We start from the raw sequence: 21541 nt of genomic DNA on the forward strand, positions 1-21541 counted from the left end.
TGGGGTTTTGGTGAAAATATTCCAGCTTGATGATTCGCTTTCTAACAAAATTGCTGCAGGGGAAGTGGTGGAACGACCGGCATCCGTCGTGAAGGAACTCCTTGAAAACAGTATCGACGCAGGTGGAACCGTCATTGAAATTCACATTGAGGAAGCAGGCTTACAGTCGATACGCATCATAGATAATGGGGACGGAATCGAAAAGGAAGATGTCACAACTGCCTTTAAGAGACATGCAACGAGTAAAATCAAGGATGAGAATGACTTATTCCGCATCCGGACATTAGGGTTCAGGGGAGAAGCCCTGCCGAGTATCGCTTCCGTTTCTCATTTTTCTTTGAAAACAAGTACGGGTGATGGGCCGGGTACGAGCATAGAGCTCCAAGGTGGAGAAGTGAACTCCCTGGAGAGTACGTCTTCCAGAAAAGGGACAGATATCACCGTTTCACAACTGTTTTACAATACACCTGCGCGGTTGAAATACATGAAGACCATTCATACCGAGCTTGGGAACATAACGGATGTTGTGAATAGGATTGCCCTTGCTCACCCTAACGTTTCAATCAAACTGCTCCATAACGGTAAATCACTATTGCATACAAATGGAAATGGTGATGTCCTGCAGGTTCTGGCCGCCATTTACGGAGTGGGGATAGCGAAGAAAATGGTACCCATCGAAGTGGAGTCCCTTGACTTTAAAGTAAAGGGATATATATCCCTCCCTGAGGTTACACGTGCATCCAGGAATTACATTTCCACTATGATAAACGGTAGGTTCATCAAGAACTATGCACTGGCGAAAGCGATTGGGGAAGGTTATCATACACTTCTTCCGATAGGCCGTCACCCTATCGTGCTGCTCAGTATAGAGATGGATCCGATCCTTGTGGACGTGAATGTGCATCCGTCTAAGATGGAGGTCCGAATCAGTAAGGAAGCCGAGCTCAATGCGTTGGTGACAGAAGGAATCAAAGGGGTGTTTAAAGGGAAGGAACTGATCCCTGCAGGATCCGTCACCCCTAAAGCTCGCGAGCCGAAATCAGAGCAAACGTTTATGAACCTTGATCATTCAGTAAGACGACAGGAGGAGAGGCCAGGTAACGCAGACTCCGTTCGGGAGAGGCTGCTTCCTAATCAGGAGAAGGTTGAGTTATATGAGCCAGAGCACCCTGCCCCGGAAGTGAATGAAACAAGGAGACAGGTCCCCTATGAAAATCCCTCCTACGATCCGGTAGTAGAAGATACCATGGAACAGGAAATTGATCTCATAGAGGATGAAAAGGAAACACCGAGGGTTCCAGCACTTTATCTTGTTGGCCAAATGCACGGGACGTATATATTCGCTCAAAATGAACGGGGGCTTTATATCATCGATCAGCACGCAGCGCAGGAACGGATCAAGTATGAGTATTATAGAGAAAGAGTAGGGGAAGTAGCGAAAGAGCTTCAGGAACTTCTCGTCCCCCTCACCCTTGAATTTTCAACGGATGAGTTTATTAAGATCAACGAACACCGCTCGCTCCTTGAAGAAGTGGGAGTGTTTCTGGAAGATTTCGGATATAATAGCTTCATTGTACGTGCTCACCCTCAGTGGTTCCCTAAAGGGGAGGAGCAGCAAACCATTGAAGATATGATTGAGCAAATCCTTAAAATGAACAGGGTAGATATTAAAAAGTTGAGAGAAGAAGCAGCCATCATGATGAGTTGTAAAGGCTCCATCAAGGCCAATCATCACTTGCGAAATGAAGACATGCAGGCGTTACTGGATGAGCTGAGAGGGACAAGCGATCCTTTCACCTGTCCACACGGGCGGCCAATCATCATTCACTATTCAACCTATGAAATGGAAAAAATGTTCAAACGAATCATGTAAGAAATGCAAAGGGGATGGACCGATAAGCGGTTCATCCCCATTTAGCCATCATCCATATTTACGTTGGTGTTCTTTTTTACACTTTAAATAGTCCTTATCCTCTCTCGCAAGCTTCCATGTGGATTCAAATATGGCGGCAGATTCGGCTTTCTGTTCATCTATTTTTCGATCGTTGATACCTCCATCATCATTATACTTCTTGCCCCCTGGATAATTGGCGTATCTTCTTGCCCTCGTGTAGCCCATCTGAAGGAATTTTCTTGCCATATCCATTCCTACGAAGTCATTGTCCTCTTTGTATTGAAGAAACATGTTATAGATGGTATTTGAAGATTCTTTAGCATGATCCGGTGTTTTGAAGCGCCACTCGGGGAGGATCTCGCTTTTGTATGGCTCTACGAGTAAAACGCCTTGTTCTCCACGACCGACACGGTATTTTTCTGGATTTTTTCGAAAGTCAATGGAATCAAAATCTAATTCGTAATCGAAGGACATGCGTCCACCTCCTAAATCCCTTCTACCCAATTCTCATATCATTATAAACGAGTTCAAAACTGATTAACGATAATAACATTATGGTAACTAAATACTTTTAGAAAAAAAGAAGGGTTTTGACACTTTTTCTTTAATGTAATTAAGGAGAAATGTAAGCGTTTTCTAAGAAGGGGGAAGGTTCGATTGATAAAGGTTGAAACATCATTAAACAATGAATCTTTTTGTGAAGAAACCTATCTTGAAGCATCTCATCGAGTGGATAAGAGGAAATTTTCTGAGAAGGAATATAATAAATTCGTAACATTGAAGGGTGTCAGAGATTGGTCCACCTTAACTTGGAAAGACGTTGGGAAGCCTTATGAGGTAACGACGTTTGCCAAAGAAAAAAAGAACTGGGAAGAGGAGAATCAGAAATCATTACCAGTCCATACGTCATGGGAAATGTTTAATCGTTCTTTCCACGAATGGTTTGTAAAGGACGTGCCTGCTGTATTGAAAGAGAGTAGAATCCGCTTAGTGAGGAACGCATTGAAGCTGGATGTGAAAAAATCCACAGAAGCGTTTGGGGATCACTTGAGGCTTCATTTATGGAATTATGTACATCGAGTCCAGGACGGGGTATGGGACCCCCGAGGGAAGAGAGCGTTGTTCAGTGGACTGGATGTCGTTAAGCCGAAAATACTATTTTTGGGAGCCGCGGAAGGATATGAAGCAATGCAGCTTTCAGCCCTATATCCTGGTAGTGAAATCGTGATGGTTGATTATGATCCATTTTGTCGTGCTACGCGCTTCGGCGAATTTCCGGAAAGCTACCCTTTCCTCGGGCCAAATCCTTCAACCGGCGGGTTAAAGACGTATTATAAAAGAGACTTCAATACGACATACATCGTTGCGGACATCAGGGACTTGGCCTTTGGAAGAGAGTTTGACATTGTTTTGAGCGTGGGACTATTAGAACATTTTCCGGATGAATTTAAATCTGAAGTAGTTGAGTGGCATCGTAAATTCCTGAAGCCGAATGGTTATATGGTCCTGACAACACCAAGAGCACAATTTAAATCGAAAGTGTATTACGAAGTGATGGCGGATGTGATGAACCACACTTACAGGGAATTGATGACCGTTGAACAAATGGGGCTTTACTTATATGAAAATGGGGCAGATATTTTACAGCACGGTTATATTAAGGTTCATAACGGTATCATTGCGAAAGCAAGGTAAGGGTTGAAGAGCTTTTGATTAATTCAATCAAAGGCTTTTTATGTTATTCACGGTAGGCGGATCATTGCCCGTAAATGTCAATGGGATGAAACCTAAATTGAAACGGCCTGTTCCCATCTGGGGTGAATAGCTTTGAAAGTAAATCGTTCATGATAAAATTCTCCTGCTTGGGAGAAGGAATTCCCCTCCTGAAGAGCTAATAATAGAGTTATGATTATTATTCAGAAAATTCTATATATAATTTAGGGGGAAATGAAATGAATGGAGGCATTGAGCTTCAGAAACAGAAAAAGAATAAGCGTCTTACCATTACATTGTGGACTGCAGGAAGTATTTTATTTCTCCTGCTTGGACTATTAATCTTTGTAAACTATTATATCGACAGGTCCCTTCCAGTTACATCAGGTACCATATCGTTGAGCGGTTTATCAGATGTTGTGGAAGTAGTAAGGGATAAAGACGGTGTACCGCATATTCATGCTCAAAATGATAAAGACCTCTATATGGCTCAAGGATATGTTCAGGCTCAGGATCGCTTATTCCAAATGGATCTAAGCAGGCGGCAGGCTTCGGGAAGATTAAGTGAGGTCGTAGGTGAGAAGGCTGTGGACCGGGACAAATTCTTCCGGACATTTGGCTTGAGAAGGGCAGCGGAAGTTTCCTTTACCGCATATCCCGATGAAGCAAAACAGCTTCTTGAATGGTATGCCGATGGAGTCAATGCCTATATGGAAGAAGCCGCAGACAAGGGCAGGCTCCCTGTCGAATTTACTCTCTTGGGGTATAAGCCTGAAGAATGGACTCCCATCGATTCACTGACGATTGGTAAATACATGGCTTTTGATTTAGGAGGTCATTGGCAGGGGCAGGCTTTCAGATATTGGGCACTCGAAAATCTTCCGAAGGAGAAGGCGTATGATTTATTTCCTTCCTATCCTGACGGAGCGCCTACCATTCTATCAGATATAGGTGAGAGTCAGGTAGATTTGGAGAAATCCTTTGCAGCAGCGGTTATCCCCCCTGAGTTTAACGGAAGCAATAATTGGGTGGTAAGTGGAGAAAAGACAGAGAATGGCAAGCCGTTACTTGCTGATGATCCTCATCTTTCATTAGGTACTCCTTCCATATGGTATCAGATGCACCTGGAATCCCCGGATGTGAATGTGAGTGGGGTGATTTTCGCAGGTATTCCAGGGATCATCCTCGGTCACAATGAACAAATAGCATGGGGTGTCACGAACACGGGGCCGGACGTTCAGGACTTGTATATAGAGAAACGGAATGAAGAGGATCCAGATCTGTTTTTGTATGATGGAAAGTGGGAAAAGGCGACTATTGTACAAGAACCGATTAAAGTAAAGGATAGTGAGACCATACCTTATACAGTAACCATAACGAGGCATGGGCCTGTGATTTCGGAGTTTGCCCATCAACAGGAGTCAGGGCAGGTCATGGCAATGCGATGGACAGCATTGGATCCAAGTCTTGAACTCTCTGCTATCATCAATATCAATAGAGCAAACAATTGGGCTGAATTCGAAGAGGCTTTGAAGGACTTTCATGTTCCCACACAAAATTTTGTATTTGCTTCTAAGGATGGCACGATCGCATACAAAGCAAATGGGAAAATTCCAATCAGGAAGAAAGGGGATGGACTACTTCCCGTTCCAGGCTGGGACCCTGATTATGAGTGGCAGGGCTTTATACCATTTGATGAACTTCCGAAAGTGATCAACCCTGAAGCAGGATTTTTAGCGACAGCGAATAATAAGGTTGTGACAGATGATTATCCATACCATATTAGTCATCATTGGGCACAACCATATCGCTATATGAGAATCTCAGAATACTTGAAAGATAAAAATAAACTGACTCTTAAAGATATGGAAAACCTGCAAATGGATCAAAAGAATTTACACGCCAGGGAATTTGTTCCTATGCTGACTGGAGATTTAGAAAAAATTACGATGACCGCTGAACAATCAGATGCTCTTGAGATTTTAAACTCATGGAATTATCTAGACGATAAAGATTCAGCAGCTCCCTTGATCTTTCATCAATGGATGAATGAAATCTCAACTGGGCTCTTTCAAAAAGAGGTACCGAAAGAAATGATGAAACTGTTTGAAGGACGCCAAAGTGTTGTCGATGAACTCATTCGTAAAGCACACGCTGGGAAAGAGTCAAAATGGTTTGAGGATCGAGGCGGATACGAATCATTTGTGGCTGCGTCACTCACAAAGGCTCTGAGTGAGCTTGAAGATGCATATGGAACTTCGATGGATGAATGGGAATGGGGGATGTATCATAAAGTGTATTTCGAACATCCATTATCAAGTGCCTCTCCTATCCTTAAAAAGTTCTTGAACGCTAAAGAGCCTATCCCTGTGGGAGGAAGCAGGGTGACAGTCGAGGCCGCAAGTTATAATGACGAAGGAATTGTCAATCACGGTGCTTCCTGGAGATTTGTGATTGATACTGCGGATATGGACAATGGATATCATATTGTAGGTCCAGGACAGGCAGGTCACTACAAAAGTGAGTGGTACCAAAATCAAATTGACGCTTGGGTAAAGGGAGAATATCATAAGACCTCCCTTGAAAAGTCCGGAGGTGATCATTTGATCATGAAGCCGGAATAAACATAGAGGCTGGGACAAAAAGGTTTCAGATAGGAAAAATTCGAACATCGATTTAACAAAACTCTAAATTATTAGTATTTTAATTTTTAAGTGCTAAAGCTTAATCCATGCATTAAGCAGGTTCTAGCTGTTGATTGGAGTGCAAGATGTAGACTCCTGCGGGAAAAGCGGAATAGGTGAGACCCCTCGAGGAGCGAAAGCTGTGAGGAGGCTAGCCCGAGGAAAGCGGAGTCTTGCACGAAATCGGGCAGTGGTGTAACACGTGATCTCATTGTTCGTCATTAGAATGTATCGATTTAGTTATATCCCAGCCTCTTTATGACGTTTTAGTAAAGACAAAAAAGGGTACATTCTCTTCATAGAATACATGATAGTTGGAATAAAACGCATGGAAACGGACATACTGACAAGATGTGATTTCATCCCCTCTATTATTATGGTACGATAATATGTAAAGAGATATTTACATAGAAAGCAGTGAATACATGACAAATTTGGTAAAAGAGAAAGTGATTGTCCTTATAGGCCCCACTGCAGTAGGGAAAACCAAGACGAGTATTGAGCTTGCTAAAAGGTTTGGTGGAGAAATCATAAGTGGTGATTCCATGCAAATATATAGAAAAATGGACATAGGGACCGCAAAAATCACCAATGACGAGATGGAAGGCGTGCCCCATCACTTGATCGATATTAAAAACCCTGAAGAATCATTTTCTGTGGCCGAGTTTCAGCAACTTGTAAGGAAGAAGATATCCGAGATTCATTCACGGGGGAAAGTCCCTTTGATTGTTGGAGGAACGGGGCTTTACATACAATCGGTCCTATATGATTATCAATTTACAGAAACACCAGGGGATGAAAAGTATCGGACAGAATTAGAAGCAGAGCTTGAAAAACATGGATCCGAATGGCTTCATCATAAGCTTACCGAGGTAGATCCTTCGTCGGCTGGTAATATTCATCCAAATAATACACGACGTGTCATCCGTGCTCTGGAGATTTTTCATTGTACCGGTAAAACTATGAGTGAGTTTCAGGAAAACCAAACACATGAGCTGCAGTACGATGTAGCGTTGATTGGTTTAACCATGGATAGGGAACTGTTATATAAGAGAATAAACTATCGAGTAGACCTTATGATGAATCAGGGTCTCCTGGATGAAGTGAAAGGACTATTCGATGAAGGCGTGAAGGATGTTCAGTCAGTCCAGGCAATTGGTTATAAAGAGCTTTATGATTACTTTGATGGTACCATTAGCCTGGTTCAGGCAATTGAAAATCTTAAGCAAAACTCCAGGAGGTACGCTAAGCGTCAACTCACCTGGTTCAGAAATAAAATGGAAGTAGCCTGGTTTGATATGTCAGAAGAAAGTAAGCATGCCAAAATTATTGAAGACATTTCAGAATTTATTGCAGGAAAGCTTCAATTAAAGTCGAATAAGTTAATGTAGAGATAGAAGAGGAGGACTAACCATGAAACAATCCATTAATATCCAAGATCAATTCCTGAATCAATTGCGAAAAGACAGTTCACTCGTAACGGTATTCCTTTTAAACGGCTTCCAGATCCGTGGGCAAGTAAAAGGGTTTGATAATTTTACCGTCCTATTTGAAACGGAAGGTAAACAGCAACTGGTATACAAACATGCCATCTCAACATTCGCACCACAGCGAAATGTTCAAATAAATTTTGAAGAACAAACGAATTAAGATTTATGCTAAAGCTGCCACTTGTGGCAGCTTTTTATATTATGGAGATTGTGATAAGCGCAAGAATAATTAATGAAATGCTCTATAAGTGAATAGGATGATAAGAGAGGCGTTTTTATTGCTACCATGAATAAAGAATGAACCTTGAAATCTGAAGATCGGGTGATTGGAAATAAATCACACAGGTTAATTGATAAACGAAAGGTACAGCACAAACCATTTATTCGCAACGTAATTCTATTTATTTCTCGGGAAAGCGCAGGAATAGACAGGATTCTTTTTATTTGTCGAAAAAAATCAACGTAGAATAGCAATCGTATCCTTCCCTTATAGTCTATATGCGGATATGGTTTTCAGAATGGTGAGGTGAAATGTTTGGATCAACCTATGAGAATGAAAAATAACGGTCAAATCAGCATTGTACTTAATTCTCAAAAAAGGAGTTCAATAAGAGAAACGCTGGAATCAGTCCCTCAATCCCTCCCTCAAGAGCACATGGCATTGAAAGAAATCGAAGAAGAACTTGGCTCTCTTGTTGGGATGGAAGACATGAAGAAAATGGTGAAAGAGATATATGCATGGATATATGTAAATAAAAAACGGGAAGCTATGGGCCTGAAAGCTGGAAAACAGGCTCTCCATATGATGTTCAAAGGTAATCCGGGTACAGGTAAAACAACTGTGGCAAGAATTATAGGGAAACTCTTCTTGAAAATGAATGTTCTTTCGAAAGGGCATTTGATCGAGGCAGAGAGGGCTGACCTTGTCGGTGAATATATTGGTCATACGGCACAGAAGACACGGGATTTGGTGAAAAAGGCTTTAGGCGGCATTCTATTCATCGATGAGGCTTATTCGCTTGGAAGAGGTGGAGAGAAGGATTTTGGAAAAGAGGCAATTGATACACTTGTGAAGCATATGGAAGATAAGCAGCATGATTTCATCTTGATTCTGGCAGGTTATTCGAGAGAAATGGAGCACTTTCTCACATTGAATCCAGGTCTTCAATCACGATTTCCCCTTGTGTTTCACTTTCCTGACTATTCAGTTGATCAGCTGATGGAAATCGGTAAGAGAATGCTGGATGAGAAGCAATATTTGTTGAGTCATGATGCAGAAAGGAAAATTCGCGAACATTTGAATGTAGCTAAAAATACTCTAACTCCAGTGGCATTTTCCAATGGCAGATATGTTCGAAATATACTTGAAAAATCGATTAGGGCTCAGGCGATGAGACTCTTGCTGGAGAATTGTTTTGATCGGCATGATCTGTTAACCATTCGGAGTAACGATCTCGTATTTACGAAGTCCTCAGAATAAATAAATGATAATCAAAAAACAATGCATTCAAATTTGAATGCATTGTTTTTTTATACATGGGCGCGTAAACTCCGATTCGGAAGCCTCCATTTATATAGATAGGAAAGAACGCGCAAAGCCGTCGTAATGACGAATAAGGAATACAACTCCAACGCAGTATGAACAACGCCAAGTCCTATTGCGGCTCCACAAAGAACGGCCCACACAGCATATATTTCAGATCTCAGAACTAAAGGCTTACGGCCTGCCAGAAGATCACGGATGATTCCCCCGCCACTCCCTGTCAACACGGCAGCAACGATAATCGCGCTGATGGGATGGTTCATCTGAGAGGCATATAATGCCCCTTGTATCGCAAAAGCGGAGAGACCGATGGCATCAAAGAAATTTCCCCATCTTCTCCAATGTTTTAAGAGATTGTTAGGAAATAGGAATACGGCTGTTATAGAAAGAAGGGCAATCTGAAACAGCATTCCTTGTTCCCAAAGTGCAGATACCGGTACACCGATCAGTAAATTCCGAATGGCTCCCCCACCGAAGGCAGTAACAATCCCTAATATATAAACACCGAGGATATCATATTCCTCTTCCATGGCGATGATAGCTCCTGAAATAGCAAAAGCAATGGTACCGATGATACTCAGTACTTCCCACGTCATACACATTCCTCCTCACCCTATTACAATATGCTACATGCCACTATGTAGAATCTTGAAGTGGTGTTATGTCATAATCAAACATACTGATTTTAACACGTATGTGCTTATTTGCAACCATTTTTCATTCCTTTTTACATAGAGTTTACGGGGAGGATTTGATATGATGAGAAATAGAATGAAAAGGAAAGAAAGAAGGATGATCATTGAAGAATGAAGCGATTGAAAAAGTCATACTGGTTGGGTGTCAGCTGGAAGAAGATGACTTGCGTTTTCAATATAGTTTAAGAGAGCTTGAAGATCTAACTGAAACCGCTCAAGGTAAGGTTATCGCTACCATCACACAAAAGCGCGACCGGATACACCCGAGTACATATATAGGAAAAGGAAAAGTGGAAGAACTGATTCTTTTAGAAGAACAGCTTGAACCGGATATCATCATTTTTAATGATGAATTATCTCCCAGTCAGATAAGGAACTTATCGAGTGAGTTAGGTGCGAGGGTAATTGACCGAACCCAGCTGATACTGGATATTTTCGCCGGTAGGGCCCGTTCAAGAGAGGGGAAATTACAAGTAGAACTTGCTCAGCTTCAATACCTGCTTCCGAGATTAATCGGTCAGGGAGCATCCCTTTCAAGATTGGGAGGAGGGATCGGAACGAGGGGACCGGGTGAGACGAAGCTTGAAAGCGACCGACGTCATATTCACCGGAGAATCGATGAAATCAAGAAGCATTTACAAACGATTGTGGATCATAGAGAACGATACCGGGAACGAAGAAAACGTAATAAAGCCTTTCAAATCGCTCTCGTGGGGTATACGAACGCTGGTAAGTCCACATTGTTCAATAGAGTTTCTATGGCAGATTCGTATGAAGAAAATCAATTATTCGCTACATTGGATCCTATGACCAGGAAAATGACGTTACCCTGCGGCTATCACACGTTACTTACAGATACGGTAGGATTTATTCAAGATTTACCGACCTCTTTGATCGCGGCATTCAGGTCCACCCTTGAAGAGGTGAAAGAAGCTGACCTTCTGCTTCATATAGTAGATAGTTCCAATCCTGATTACAGTCAGCATGAAAAGACTGTTCAATCTTTATTGGAGGATTTGAATATGGACGGTTTGCCACAATTAACGGTATATAATAAGAGGGATTCTATGATCCCGGAATTTGTGCCTGCCGGGGAATCGGACTGCATCCTGATCAGTGCCTTAAGCGAAAGAGATCGAGGAAAGCTATTATTAAAAATAGAAGATATCGTGAAAACACATATGGTACCTTATCATGCGTTTATTCCGGCTGATGAAGGAAAACTCCTTTCACAGTTGAAGAGTGAAACCATTTTAAGGAAATTGGAATTCCTGGAAGAACGTACTGTATATGAATTGACCGGATTTCATCTTGAGGACCACCCAGTTGCAGGAAGCATCAAGAAATTTCATAGGTAAAAGGGGAACAAAAATCTTATGTTTGAACATTTAGTAAACGGAACTACATTAAAACCGCTGGTATCCAAAGTAGAGTCTGACATCAAGGAGATACACAAACAAATCGACGAACGTGCTGAAAGTAACCAATTCAACGTTCTAAGATCTTTTCAAAAACACCGGGTGAGTGATTCTCATTTTATCCCGTCAACTGGATACGGATATGACGATGCCGGGAGAGACACGTTGGAAAGTATTTACGCTGATGTATTCGGGGGAGAGGCGGGTCTTGTAAGGCCTCAAATCATTTCCGGTACACATGCGATCTCCATCGCGTTGTTTGGGGTGCTTCGACCTGGTGATGAACTTATTTACATTACAGGGAAGCCTTATGACACACTTGAGGAAATTGTCGGTATACGGGGAGAGGGGACAGGATCTCTCAAGGACTTCCAGATTGGCTATCAAAGTGTCGATTTAGATCAGTCAGGAAAAGTCGATTTTGAAGCGGTATCAAAGACGATATCTACTAAAACGAAAATGGTGGGAATTCAGCGCTCTAAAGGCTATGCTAATCGACCTTCATTTACAATAGAAGAAATAAAGGAAATGATCAACTTCATTAAAGAAATCAACCCTGAAATCGTTGTGTTTGTAGATAACTGCTACGGTGAATTTGTAGAGGAACTCGAGCCTTGTCATGTCGGTGCAGATCTCATAGCCGGTTCCCTCATCAAAAATCCCGGAGGAGGTCTGGCTAAGACAGGAGGCTACATCGTTGGTAAGAATGAATACGTAGAAGCCTGTTCATTCCGGATGACTTCTCCCGGAATCGGTGCGGAAGCGGGAGCATCCCTGTACAGTCTGCAGGAGATGTATCAAGGATTCTTTCTGGCACCGCATGTGGTGGCGCAATCACTGAAGGGTGCTGTCTTCACATCGGCACTTTTAACAGAGATCGGGATGAACACTGATCCTTCACCATTTGCCGTTCGTACAGATTTAATCCAGTCGGTGCAATTCGATGATCGAGATAAAATGATTGCATTTTGTCAAGCTATTCAGTTTGCCTCTCCAATCAATTCACATTTCACTCCATATCCAAACTATATGCCTGGTTATGAGGACGACGTCATTATGGCGGCGGGAACGTTTATTCAAGGATCGAGCATTGAATTATCAGCTGATGGACCGATTAGACCTCCATATGTTGCCTATGTTCAAGGTGGATTGACTTATTCACATGTCAAAATCGCTGTTTGCTCGGCAATAGACAAGTTAATCCAAAAAGGTTTAATCACCATTTGAAAAGGATAATAAAGAAGTAATTGGATAGTCTAAAGTCGACTATCCTTTTCTAATGATTACTTATGTAAGAAAAGCTAACATTTGATTGACAGAACTCCTGACATTACATATAATATACTCAAGAAGGAAAACAAAAGGAGGAATCAAGATGAGCGGTAATGAAATTCGTCGAACGATGGCATTATTTCCTATTAGTATTGTCATGCAGCTCACGGACTTAACGGCTCGTCAGATTCGATACTATGAAGAGCACCAGCTGATAAACCCTGCACGAACTGAAGGGAATCGCCGGCTCTTTTCCTTGAATGACATTGATAAGTTATTAGAAGTAAAGGATCTGTTAGATCAAGGTATCAACATGGCCGGAATTAAAAAGATTTTTTCTGTGTCCAGTCATAATGAAAACAAAGTAGTATCTGACGTAAGTAATGAAAAGGAAGAAAAGGCACGACAGGATCTATCTGACGATGAGCTGCGTAAATTGCTTCGAAATGAATTAATGCATTCCGGTCGATTCAATCGATCATCCCTTCGTCAAGGTGATATGTCACGCTTTTTTCATTAAATAAACCTTTAATAAACTTGAGGAGGAATTACGTAAATGGCAAAGTATACTAGAGATGATGTGTTAAGATTAGCGAATGAAGAAGGAGTAAAGTTCATTCGACTACAATTCACTGACATTTTAGGGACGATAAAGAACGTAGAAATCCCTTTAAGTCAGCTTGAAAAAGCATTGGATAACAAGATGATGTTTGATGGTTCTTCAATCGAAGGATTCGTTCGTATTGAAGAATCGGATATGTATCTTTTCCCTGATTTGGATACATGGTTGGTTTTCCCATGGACAGCTGAAAAAGGAAAAGTGGCCCGATTGATCTGTGATATTTACAATCCGGATGGCACTCCATTCGAGGGTGATCCTCGTAACAACCTAAAACGTATCTTAGGTGAAATGGAAGAGCTAGGGTTTACTGACTTCAATCTTGGACCTGAGCCGGAATTCTTCCTCTTTAAATTAGATGTTAATGGTGAACCTACATTAGAATTAAACGATAATGGTGGTTATTTCGATTTAGCTCCTACCGATCTAGGGGAAAACTGCCGTCGTGATATCGCTTTAGAATTAGAAGAGATGGGCTTTGAAATCGAAGCATCTCACCATGAAGTAGCACCTGGTCAGCATGAAATTGACTTCAAGTATGCAAATGCCTTAAAGGCTTGTGACGATATTCAAACATTTAAATTAGTGGTTAAAACGATTGCACGTAAACATGGTTTACACGCAACCTTCATGCCAAAACCATTATTTGGAGTGAACGGTTCAGGAATGCACTGTAATATGTCACTATTCAAAAACGGTGTCAACTCTTTCTTTGATGAAAAAGGTGATTTGCAACTAAGTGATACTGCCCGCCAATTCCTGGCTGGTATCATTAAGCATGCTACTGCTTTTACGGCAATTACAAATCCAACTGTCAACTCATACAAGCGTCTAGTTCCAGGATACGAAGCACCTTGTTATGTTGCATGGTCTGCACGTAACCGAAGCCCTTTAATCCGTATTCCGGCTTCTCGTGGATTAAGTACACGTGTTGAAGTGCGCAGTGTCGATCCTGCGGCAAACCCTTACCTGGCAATGGCTGTATTACTGGCAGCAGGATTAGATGGCGTGAAGAACAATCTGCCAGCTCCTAAGCCGATTGACCGCAACATCTATGTTATGGACAAAAAAGAGCGTGAAGAAGCAGGTATCGTAGATCTACCGGCAACATTGCATGCTGCTCTTGAAACTCTTAAAACAAATGAAGTAATCGTTAAATCTCTTGGAGAACACATCTTCGAACACTTCGTGGAAGCGAAAGAAATCGAATGGGATATGTTCCGTACACAAGTACATCCTTGGGAGCGCGAGCAATATATCCAAATGTATTAATAACAAGAACCCCCGACACTTTAGGTGTCGGGGGTTTTATCTTTCCGGAAACAGACTGTTCGTAGATTAAGTTCTTAAAGTGAAGATAGATCGAAAAATCCGGGAATGGAGCACTGATCAGCTCCATTCCCGGATTTATTAATGGTTATTATTGATCGTAAAGCTTTAGGCATGATGCATGCGGGATATGACTGTTAATGTACTTGACGATACACACCAACCACTTTGCCTAAAATGGAAACGTTTCGGAGTATGATCGGTTCCATAGTTGAGTTTTCAGGTTGAAGCCGGACGTAATCACGCTCTTTAAAGAAACGTTTAACTGTTGCCTCGTCTTCATCCGTCATGGCTACGACAATATCCCCGTTATTCGCTGTTTGTTGTTGGCGTACAATGACAAAATCCCCGTCGAGGATCCCGGCTTCAATCATACTGTCCCCCATGATTTCCAACATGAAAACCTGTTCATCCGAAGGTGCCATCCGTTCGGGTAGGGGGAAGAATTCTTCCACATTTTCCACTGCTGTGATGGGTTGACCTGCGGTGACCTTCCCGATTAGTGGAACATTCACTACTCTTTGTCGAGGTATCGTATCCTCATCTAAGTCCAGAATTTCAATAGCCCTTGGTTTAGTGGGATCGCGCCGAATCAGACCTTTACTTTCAAGCCTGGCCAAATGTCCGTGTACGGTGGAACTAGAAGCAAGACCGACGGCTTCGCCGATTTCACGTACGGAAGGCGGATAGCCTTTTTCTCTAACTGATATTTTAATATATTCGAGTATGTCTTGCTGTCTTTTAGACAATTTTGTCATGTTCACGCACCTCTATTATAGATCTTATGTTCCCATTATAGCATGTCTCTTCCATTGATACAAACATAAGTTCGAATTTTCATTGACACCAAACGGATGTTCGTATTACAATGATCATATCGAAACAGAACAAACATTCGTATAGGGGGTAATTTTATGTTAACACATATCTGGTCTCGATTCTCATACATAATCATATTTATTGCTTTAGTTCTTTTATCAGCTGCCTATTTAGTCATCAACACAGCCAATCAGCCTTCATATCAAAGTATCACCGTCAAGGATGGAGACACTCTTTGGACTATTGCCAAACAGTATAATGAAGAATATTCTATGACAGTGGAAGAATTTATCGCCTGGGTGGGAGAGGAAAATGAATTAACCTCGTTTTCCATTAAGCCGGGTGATTCACTTGTACTACCAATAGAAAACCCAACCATATCAACACAATCAGACTACGAACTGGTAATGAATGAAGAATAGAGGGATAGAAGATGAAAGCTGTAATATACTGCAGGGTAAGTACAAAGAAAGATTCACAGGAGACATCCCTGGAGCGGCAGGAAATAGAGCTGATAAAATTAGCACAGGAGTATCATTCTGATATAGTGGCAGTAATTAAAGACCAAGCCAGCGGATTTGAATTGGATCGTCCAGGTGTATTAGAACTATTGGACAGGGTGAAAGACGATAGCATTGAAGCTGTCTTCATTCAAGATGAGACGAGGATCGGCAGGGGAAATGCAAAAATAGCCCTTATTCACTGCTTGTTAAAAGAGGGTGTAAAGATCATCAGCCATACCCATAATGGGGAACTTCACTTGTCCGAATCTGATTCTATGGTCATTAACATTGTCAGTATGGTAGAAGAATATCAAAGGAAACTTCATAATTTAAAAATCAAAAGAGGTATGAAAAGGGCTGTGGAAAATGGTTTTCAACCACATAAAAACTTAAAGAACAAAGGGAACATAGATGGCAGGGAACGAATTGAAGTTCCGGTTGGGGAAATAGTACGATTAAGGAAGAATGAATTAACGTTTGCAGAGATTGCCGCTACCTTAAGGGGGTTTGGCTATGATGTCTCTAAAGCTACGGTGCACAGACGTTTTAAGGAATATATGACGTCCCTTGATGAGGCTTAACCCTTGTTTTATCTCCTTTAATCTAGTAACATGACGATAGAATACTGTACATTTTAAGTTAAATTCTATCGTATGCCGACTAAGCAATAAAGGAGTTTTTATAGATGCTTTCAAAAATAAAAATGAACCGTATCAACGAGCTTGCCAAAAAGTCAAAGAGCAGTGGTCTTACTGAACAAGAAGCAAAGGAACAGACCAAGCTTAGAAAAGAATATCTTGAAACGTTCCGTCAGTCAATGAAAGGAACAATCGAAAATACAAGGATTTTCGATCCGGAAGGCAATGAGGTTACACCAAAAAAAATTCAAGATATACAAACCAAAAAGAAAATGCACTAATCTAAAAGCTGACAGTCCCATTAAAAGACTTGTCAGCTTTTTGCATTGATTCACTCACAGCTCCCTTTTAGGTGATTGCATTTGCTTTTGAAAAAGGGAATCATGATTACTTTTACAAGGGTTTTTGTTTTTCAACGGTGATAAAGTCATGTTATCATTCAAGATAGTTGTATAAACTATCAAAGAAGATTAATATTAATAAGGTACATTAAAAGGAAGGATGTCTGACATATGTTTGATAACACAGATCAATTAGCAATTAATACAATTCGTACATTATCAATCGATGCAATTGAAAAAGCAGGTTCCGGTCACCCGGGTATGCCTATGGGAGCAGCTCCGATGGCGTATGCCCTATGGACAAGATTCATGAATCATAATCCTAAAAATCCTGAATGGTTCAATCGTGATCGCTTTGTTTTATCCGCAGGTCATGGATCAATGCTATTATATAGCCTGCTTCATCTTTCTGGATATGATGTGTCCATGGAGGACCTTAAAGAATTCCGCCAATGGGGAAGTAAAACCCCTGGACATCCTGAGTATAAGCATACTGCAGGTGTGGAAGCAACGACAGGACCACTTGGTCAAGGGATTGCGATGGCTGTAGGTATGGCTTTAGCCGAAAGACATTTGGCCACTACATACAACAAGGACCAATACAATATGGTTGATCACTTTACATACTCAATTTGTGGTGATGGAGATTTAATGGAGGGTGTTTCTTCTGAAGCCGCTTCATTGGCTGCTCACTTAAAGTTAGGTCGACTTGTTGTTCTATATGATTCAAACGATATTTCCCTGGATGGAGATCTTGATAAATCTTTCTCTGAAAGCGTTAAGGGACGTTTTGAATCATATGGCTGGCAGTACATCCGCGTTGAAGATGGAAATGATCTCGAAGAAATCTCAAGAGCTATCGAAGAGGCTCAAGGGGATACAACACGCCCGACAATGATTGAAGTAAAAACGGTAATAGGATACGGCGCCCCAAATAAATCAGGTAAATCTGCGGTACACGGTGCTCCACTAGGGGAAGATGAAATGAAGCTAACGAAAGAAGCTTACCAGTGGACGTTCGAGCAGGATTTTCATGTTCCTGCTGAAGTGTACAGCCGTTTCGAAGAAAAGATTCAACAAGCCGGTTCTGAGAAAGAACAGGATTGGGCAAATCTGTTCATCAAGTATAAAGAGGAACATCCTGAATTGGCTACCCAATTAGAAGCAGCCATTAAAGGGGAACTTCCACAGGGATGGGATAAGGATATCCCTGTTTATGAAGAAGGAAAAGCACTGGCCAGCCGCGCTTCTTCCGGGGAAGTGTTGAATGCCATTGCTAAAAATCTTCCTTCATTCATCGGTGGATCCGCTGACCTTGCTGGTTCGAACAAAACAATGATTAAAGACGAGAAGGACTTCATGCCTGAATCATATGAAGGACGTAATATTTGGTTCGGTGTCCGTGAATTCGGTATGGGTGCTGCCATGAATGGAATGGCTCTTCACGGGGGTCTCCACGTATTCGGTGGAACATTCTTCGTATTCAGTGACTATTTAAGACCTGCTATCCGCTTAGCTGCTCTAATGGGCTTACCTGTCACGTATGTATTTACACATGACAGTATCGCTGTCGGTGAAGACGGTCCAACACATGAACCTGTAGAACAACTTGCATCCCTTCGTGCAATGCCAAATCTTTCTGTTATCCGCCCGGGTGACGGTAATGAAGTCGCAGCTGCCTGGAAGTTATCTTTAGAGTCTAAGGATCAACCGACGATGTTAGTTCTATCTCGTCAGGATCTGCCAACTCTTAAAGGCACGGCCGATAAAGCTTATAACGGGGTGGATAAAGGAGCCTATGTGGTTTCAGCTTCTGGCAAAGATCAGCCGGATGCCCTCCTGATTGCTACCGGATCCGAAGTGCATCTCGCTGTAGAAGCACAGAATGCCCTTGAAAAGGACGGTATCAGCGTGTCCGTTGTGAGCATGCCATCTTGGGACCGATTTGAGAAGCAATCAAAAGAATATAAAGAATCCATACTACCTAAGAGCGTTAAAAAACGTCTGGCAATTGAAATGGGCTCTCCGATGGGCTGGGATCGCTATGTTGGGGATGAAGGCGACATCTTGGCGATAAATGGTTATGGTGCGTCTGCTCCAGGAGCGAAAGTCATGGAAGAGTATGGCTTCACTTCTGAAAATGTTGTATCAAGAATCAAAGCTTTACTTCAGCAATAGTCAATGCATAAGGTCAGCTCCTTAGACTCTTTAAGGAGTTGGCCTTTTTATATACATCCTCGCTTTGTAGGATCATGCTTTTCTTTGAGTTGTATGTTTTGAAAAGAATGGATGATGGGTAAGTAACTCTTATACGAATAATCTTCCAATTAATCTTTAGGTAGAATGCCTTCGACAAAACTAGTGCAGATTTTCAACAATTTATGACAATGACTCCCTTCTAGTTGATTTATACTATATAAAAGAAAGGTAGGAGGGAGAAATGGTGCGAAATTATCAAATCTATTGGATTGAAGAATTGTTTGTACAGCACTATTATGGTCGGGAGAGAATGTTCTATCAGTTATTTTCTGATTGGGAATCGAGTACAGGGGATCAACATGATATTGTCTCAAAACAAGTAGATTACATTACGAAGCCTATTCCATACCTTCCTACACAGAGGCTTCTTAAGCAAGAAATGATGAAAGTTGAAGGTGCAGCCTGGATTGACTCCGTGGCCACTATTGAAAAAGAGGAATCGGGTGCCACCCTAGTTCTAAATGAAAAGTCTATGACTTTGCATGCGTGGGGGCAAGATATATCAGAGTATATCTTCTTTGAAATTTTACGGAGAAATATGGGCCAGTTATTGGCAATCGATATAAAAAATGAACAATTTGGCTGGTTAAAACCAATAAAGCAAAGAAAGTTTATATATTAATATGAAATTTTGACCAAAATATTGTATAATGTTTCAGGGTTTAGTACACTTTTAGAAGGACAACACGAAGGAGGAAGTAAGAATATGGGAACGACTGGATTACTCATTCTAGTAGGAGTTCTGGCACTGCTTGCTGGAGTTGCACTAGGATTTTTCATTGCTCGTAAATATATGATGAGCTACCTTAAGAAAAATCCACCAATTAACGAGCAAATGTTACGCATGATGATGATGCAAATGGGGCAAAAACCATCCCAGAAGAAAATCAATCAAATGATGAATGCAATGAATAAGAACATGAAGTAATAGATGAAAGCACTCAGGTGATGAGTGCTTTTTCTATTGATCGGGAATGCTGATGGTAGTGCCGCCCAATTCGTTCCGTTAGGATAATGGAATTATTTTTATGGAATTATAAAAACTTAAACATTATCCCTCAGGTTGAAATAAAATATATGATAAAATATAGTCCGGAGGGAGTCATATATGAAAAAATGGAGTATTGTTTCACTGTCTCTTTTGATTCTTGTCGCCGGATGCAGCAACAAGCCTCAAGAAGTGATCGATGAAGAAACGCTTGAAATTCAAAATAGTGCAGCAAGTGATGCACGGGAGTATTTAAATTATAACGTAGATAAAGAAAAAAAATCGGTGAATCGCGGTTTGATTACCATGACAATTAATAATCGAAGTGATATGGATGAAATAGAGACGGGGCTAATGTCATTGTCCACTGAGCATTTTTCGCCTGAAAAATATGTTTATCAAGAGGGGCAATACTTAAAGAAATTGAGTTCATGGTTAGGAAGGGAATCCAAATCCAATAAATCAGGACTTAACCCTCCATTGAAGATTACAGACGATATGACATGGGAACAGCAGATGGAGCTTGAGAAGAATAATCCTATGTACCTGGCGTATATTCATGAACAGAATTATGTAGATTCAGAAGGTAAAATTAAAGGGATCTCACTGGGGCTTGCCATGAATTCTGTGGATTATATCCGTGTGGAAGATGATCAGAAGCTTATGCACTTCGATGAAGCCAAAATAAATGAGAAAATGATGGAAGAATACGGCAAAAAAATAGCTGCCAAAGTTGCTGGTAGGGTAAAAGCGATAAAAGAATTAAAAAATGTACCGATCATGATTTCGATTTACAAGCTGCAACCAATAAACAGTGTCGTTTCAGGAAATTATATTGCAACAACCTATTTGGATGAGAACGATAACAGAATAAAAAAGTGGGATGATTTATCCGACAAATATTATTACTTCCCAAGTGATGAAGGGGAAGAGAAGGACCGCGATCTATATAATCGAATCCGGGATCTTGAAGATTATGTGTCAAAATACTTTTCACATCAGGATATTGAATTTGTCGGCAAAGGGTTATATAAGAAAGACTCGTTAAACAAACTCGTCATTGATGTACATACCGGCATGGTGAAAGAAACCGAATTGATAGGGTTTGCTCAGGCAATCGGTCCTGAAATTGTCGATTACTTCCCTCACACACCGGTTTATCTATACGTGAAAACACCAAAGGGTCTTAAAGCGACCATTGTCAAAGAAGTAGACCAGGAACCATTTGTAGAGATCCACTAAGGGTAAGAATATAAGTAGGAGGCAGGGACATAACAAAATCTATACACTCTAAAGACGAACAATGAGATTACGTGTTACACCGCTGTTGATTTCC

At 41.3% G+C, this 21541-nt stretch carries 20 protein-coding genes; 17 read left to right on the forward strand and 3 right to left on the reverse strand.

The window, feature by feature from the left end:
• Nucleotides 1-7 precede the first annotated feature (7 nt).
• On the forward strand, nt 8-1873 hold the full coding sequence (mutL, locus tag SLH55_RS11055) for a DNA mismatch repair endonuclease MutL (protein ID WP_320323392.1): 1866 nt from the start codon (nt 8-10) through the stop codon (nt 1871-1873).
• Between the two features lie 48 nt (nt 1874-1921).
• Here the strand turns inward: mutL and SLH55_RS11060 are convergent, their stop codons facing one another.
• Nucleotides 1922-2368 carry a DUF4385 domain-containing protein gene (locus SLH55_RS11060; RefSeq protein ID WP_320323393.1) on the reverse strand — a complete coding sequence of 149 codons (447 nt, stop codon included), beginning with the start codon at nt 2366-2368 and terminating at the stop codon, nt 1922-1924.
• 183 nt (nt 2369-2551) lie between these two features.
• On the opposite strand from SLH55_RS11060, the gene SLH55_RS11065 reads away from it, so the two are divergent.
• From SLH55_RS11065 to spoVK, 5 genes are all read left to right on the forward strand, one after another.
• Nucleotides 2552-3589, forward strand: coding sequence for a class I SAM-dependent methyltransferase (locus SLH55_RS11065; protein WP_320323394.1), 1038 nt, complete (start codon nt 2552-2554; stop codon nt 3587-3589).
• Between the two features lie 257 nt (nt 3590-3846).
• Entirely contained in the window at nt 3847-6231 is a 2385-nt protein-coding gene (locus SLH55_RS11070; protein WP_257475118.1) for a penicillin acylase family protein, read from the forward strand.
• 485 nt (nt 6232-6716) lie between these two features.
• Nucleotides 6717-7682 carry a tRNA (adenosine(37)-N6)-dimethylallyltransferase MiaA gene (gene miaA, locus SLH55_RS11075; protein ID WP_219168760.1) on the forward strand — a complete coding sequence of 322 codons (966 nt, stop codon included), beginning with the start codon at nt 6717-6719 and terminating at the stop codon, nt 7680-7682.
• Nucleotides 7683-7704: 22 nt separating this feature from the next.
• Nucleotides 7705-7941 carry an RNA chaperone Hfq gene (hfq, locus tag SLH55_RS11080; protein ID WP_219168759.1) on the forward strand — a complete coding sequence of 79 codons (237 nt, stop codon included), beginning with the start codon at nt 7705-7707 and terminating at the stop codon, nt 7939-7941.
• Between the two features lie 375 nt (nt 7942-8316).
• The gene (gene spoVK / locus SLH55_RS11085) at nt 8317-9261 is read left to right on the forward strand and encodes a stage V sporulation protein K (RefSeq protein WP_219168758.1); all 945 of its coding nucleotides are present in this window, start codon (nt 8317-8319) and stop codon (nt 9259-9261) included.
• A gap of 50 nt (nt 9262-9311) precedes the next feature.
• Here spoVK and SLH55_RS11090 read toward each other — a convergent pair whose 3' ends face one another.
• Nucleotides 9312-9920, reverse strand: a complete 609-nt coding sequence (locus tag SLH55_RS11090) for a trimeric intracellular cation channel family protein (RefSeq protein ID WP_219168757.1) — start codon at nt 9918-9920, stop codon at nt 9312-9314.
• Between the two features lie 203 nt (nt 9921-10123).
• Here SLH55_RS11090 and hflX point away from each other — a divergent pair, with 203 nt between their 5' ends.
• The 4 genes from hflX to glnA all read left to right on the forward strand — a co-directional run bounded on the left by hflX (nt 10124) and on the right by glnA (nt 14600).
• Nucleotides 10124-11377, forward strand: coding sequence for a GTPase HflX (gene hflX / locus SLH55_RS11095; RefSeq protein ID WP_320323395.1), 1254 nt, complete (start codon nt 10124-10126; stop codon nt 11375-11377).
• An 18-nt stretch (nt 11378-11395) separates the two neighbouring features.
• Complete coding sequence (locus tag SLH55_RS11100) at nt 11396-12664, forward strand: methionine gamma-lyase family protein (protein ID WP_320323396.1); 1269 nt, start codon at nt 11396-11398, stop codon at nt 12662-12664.
• A 148-nt stretch (nt 12665-12812) separates the two neighbouring features.
• The gene (locus SLH55_RS11105) at nt 12813-13229 is read left to right on the forward strand and encodes a MerR family transcriptional regulator (protein WP_219168754.1); all 417 of its coding nucleotides are present in this window, start codon (nt 12813-12815) and stop codon (nt 13227-13229) included.
• Between the two features lie 36 nt (nt 13230-13265).
• The gene (gene glnA, locus SLH55_RS11110; RefSeq protein ID WP_219168753.1) at nt 13266-14600 is read left to right on the forward strand and encodes a type I glutamate--ammonia ligase; all 1335 of its coding nucleotides are present in this window, start codon (nt 13266-13268) and stop codon (nt 14598-14600) included.
• Between the two features lie 194 nt (nt 14601-14794).
• Here glnA and lexA read toward each other — a convergent pair whose 3' ends face one another.
• Entirely contained in the window at nt 14795-15415 is a 621-nt protein-coding gene (gene lexA / locus SLH55_RS11115) for a transcriptional repressor LexA (RefSeq protein WP_206850846.1), read from the reverse strand.
• Between the two features lie 156 nt (nt 15416-15571).
• On the opposite strand from lexA, the gene SLH55_RS11120 reads away from it, so the two are divergent.
• The 7 genes from SLH55_RS11120 (at nt 15572) to SLH55_RS11150 (ending at nt 21447) form a co-directional block, all read left to right on the forward strand.
• Nucleotides 15572-15898: a LysM peptidoglycan-binding domain-containing protein gene (locus tag SLH55_RS11120; protein WP_219168752.1), complete on the forward strand. Its 327-nt coding sequence runs from the start codon at nt 15572-15574 to the stop codon at nt 15896-15898.
• Between the two features lie 11 nt (nt 15899-15909).
• Complete coding sequence (locus tag SLH55_RS11125) at nt 15910-16560, forward strand: recombinase family protein (protein WP_219168751.1); 651 nt, start codon at nt 15910-15912, stop codon at nt 16558-16560.
• Nucleotides 16561-16664: 104 nt separating this feature from the next.
• A complete protein-coding gene (locus SLH55_RS11130) occupies nt 16665-16898 on the forward strand; it encodes a DUF896 domain-containing protein (RefSeq protein ID WP_320323397.1) in 234 nt (77 codons plus the stop codon).
• 231 nt (nt 16899-17129) lie between these two features.
• Nucleotides 17130-19136: a transketolase gene (tkt, locus tag SLH55_RS11135; protein WP_320323398.1), complete on the forward strand. Its 2007-nt coding sequence runs from the start codon at nt 17130-17132 to the stop codon at nt 19134-19136.
• Between the two features lie 265 nt (nt 19137-19401).
• The gene (gene sirA, locus SLH55_RS11140) at nt 19402-19839 is read left to right on the forward strand and encodes a sporulation inhibitor of replication protein SirA (protein ID WP_320323399.1); all 438 of its coding nucleotides are present in this window, start codon (nt 19402-19404) and stop codon (nt 19837-19839) included.
• A gap of 84 nt (nt 19840-19923) precedes the next feature.
• Nucleotides 19924-20145 (forward strand): YneF family protein, encoded by a 222-nt coding sequence (locus SLH55_RS11145; protein WP_034759902.1) that lies wholly within the window; start codon nt 19924-19926, stop codon nt 20143-20145.
• A gap of 180 nt (nt 20146-20325) precedes the next feature.
• Complete coding sequence (locus tag SLH55_RS11150; RefSeq protein ID WP_320323400.1) at nt 20326-21447, forward strand: CamS family sex pheromone protein; 1122 nt, start codon at nt 20326-20328, stop codon at nt 21445-21447.
• Nucleotides 21448-21541: the final 94 nt, after the last annotated feature.

This window comes from Rossellomorea sp. YZS02 (assembly GCF_033963925.1).
Taxonomy (GTDB): Bacteria; Bacillota; Bacilli; order Bacillales; family Bacillaceae_B; genus Rossellomorea.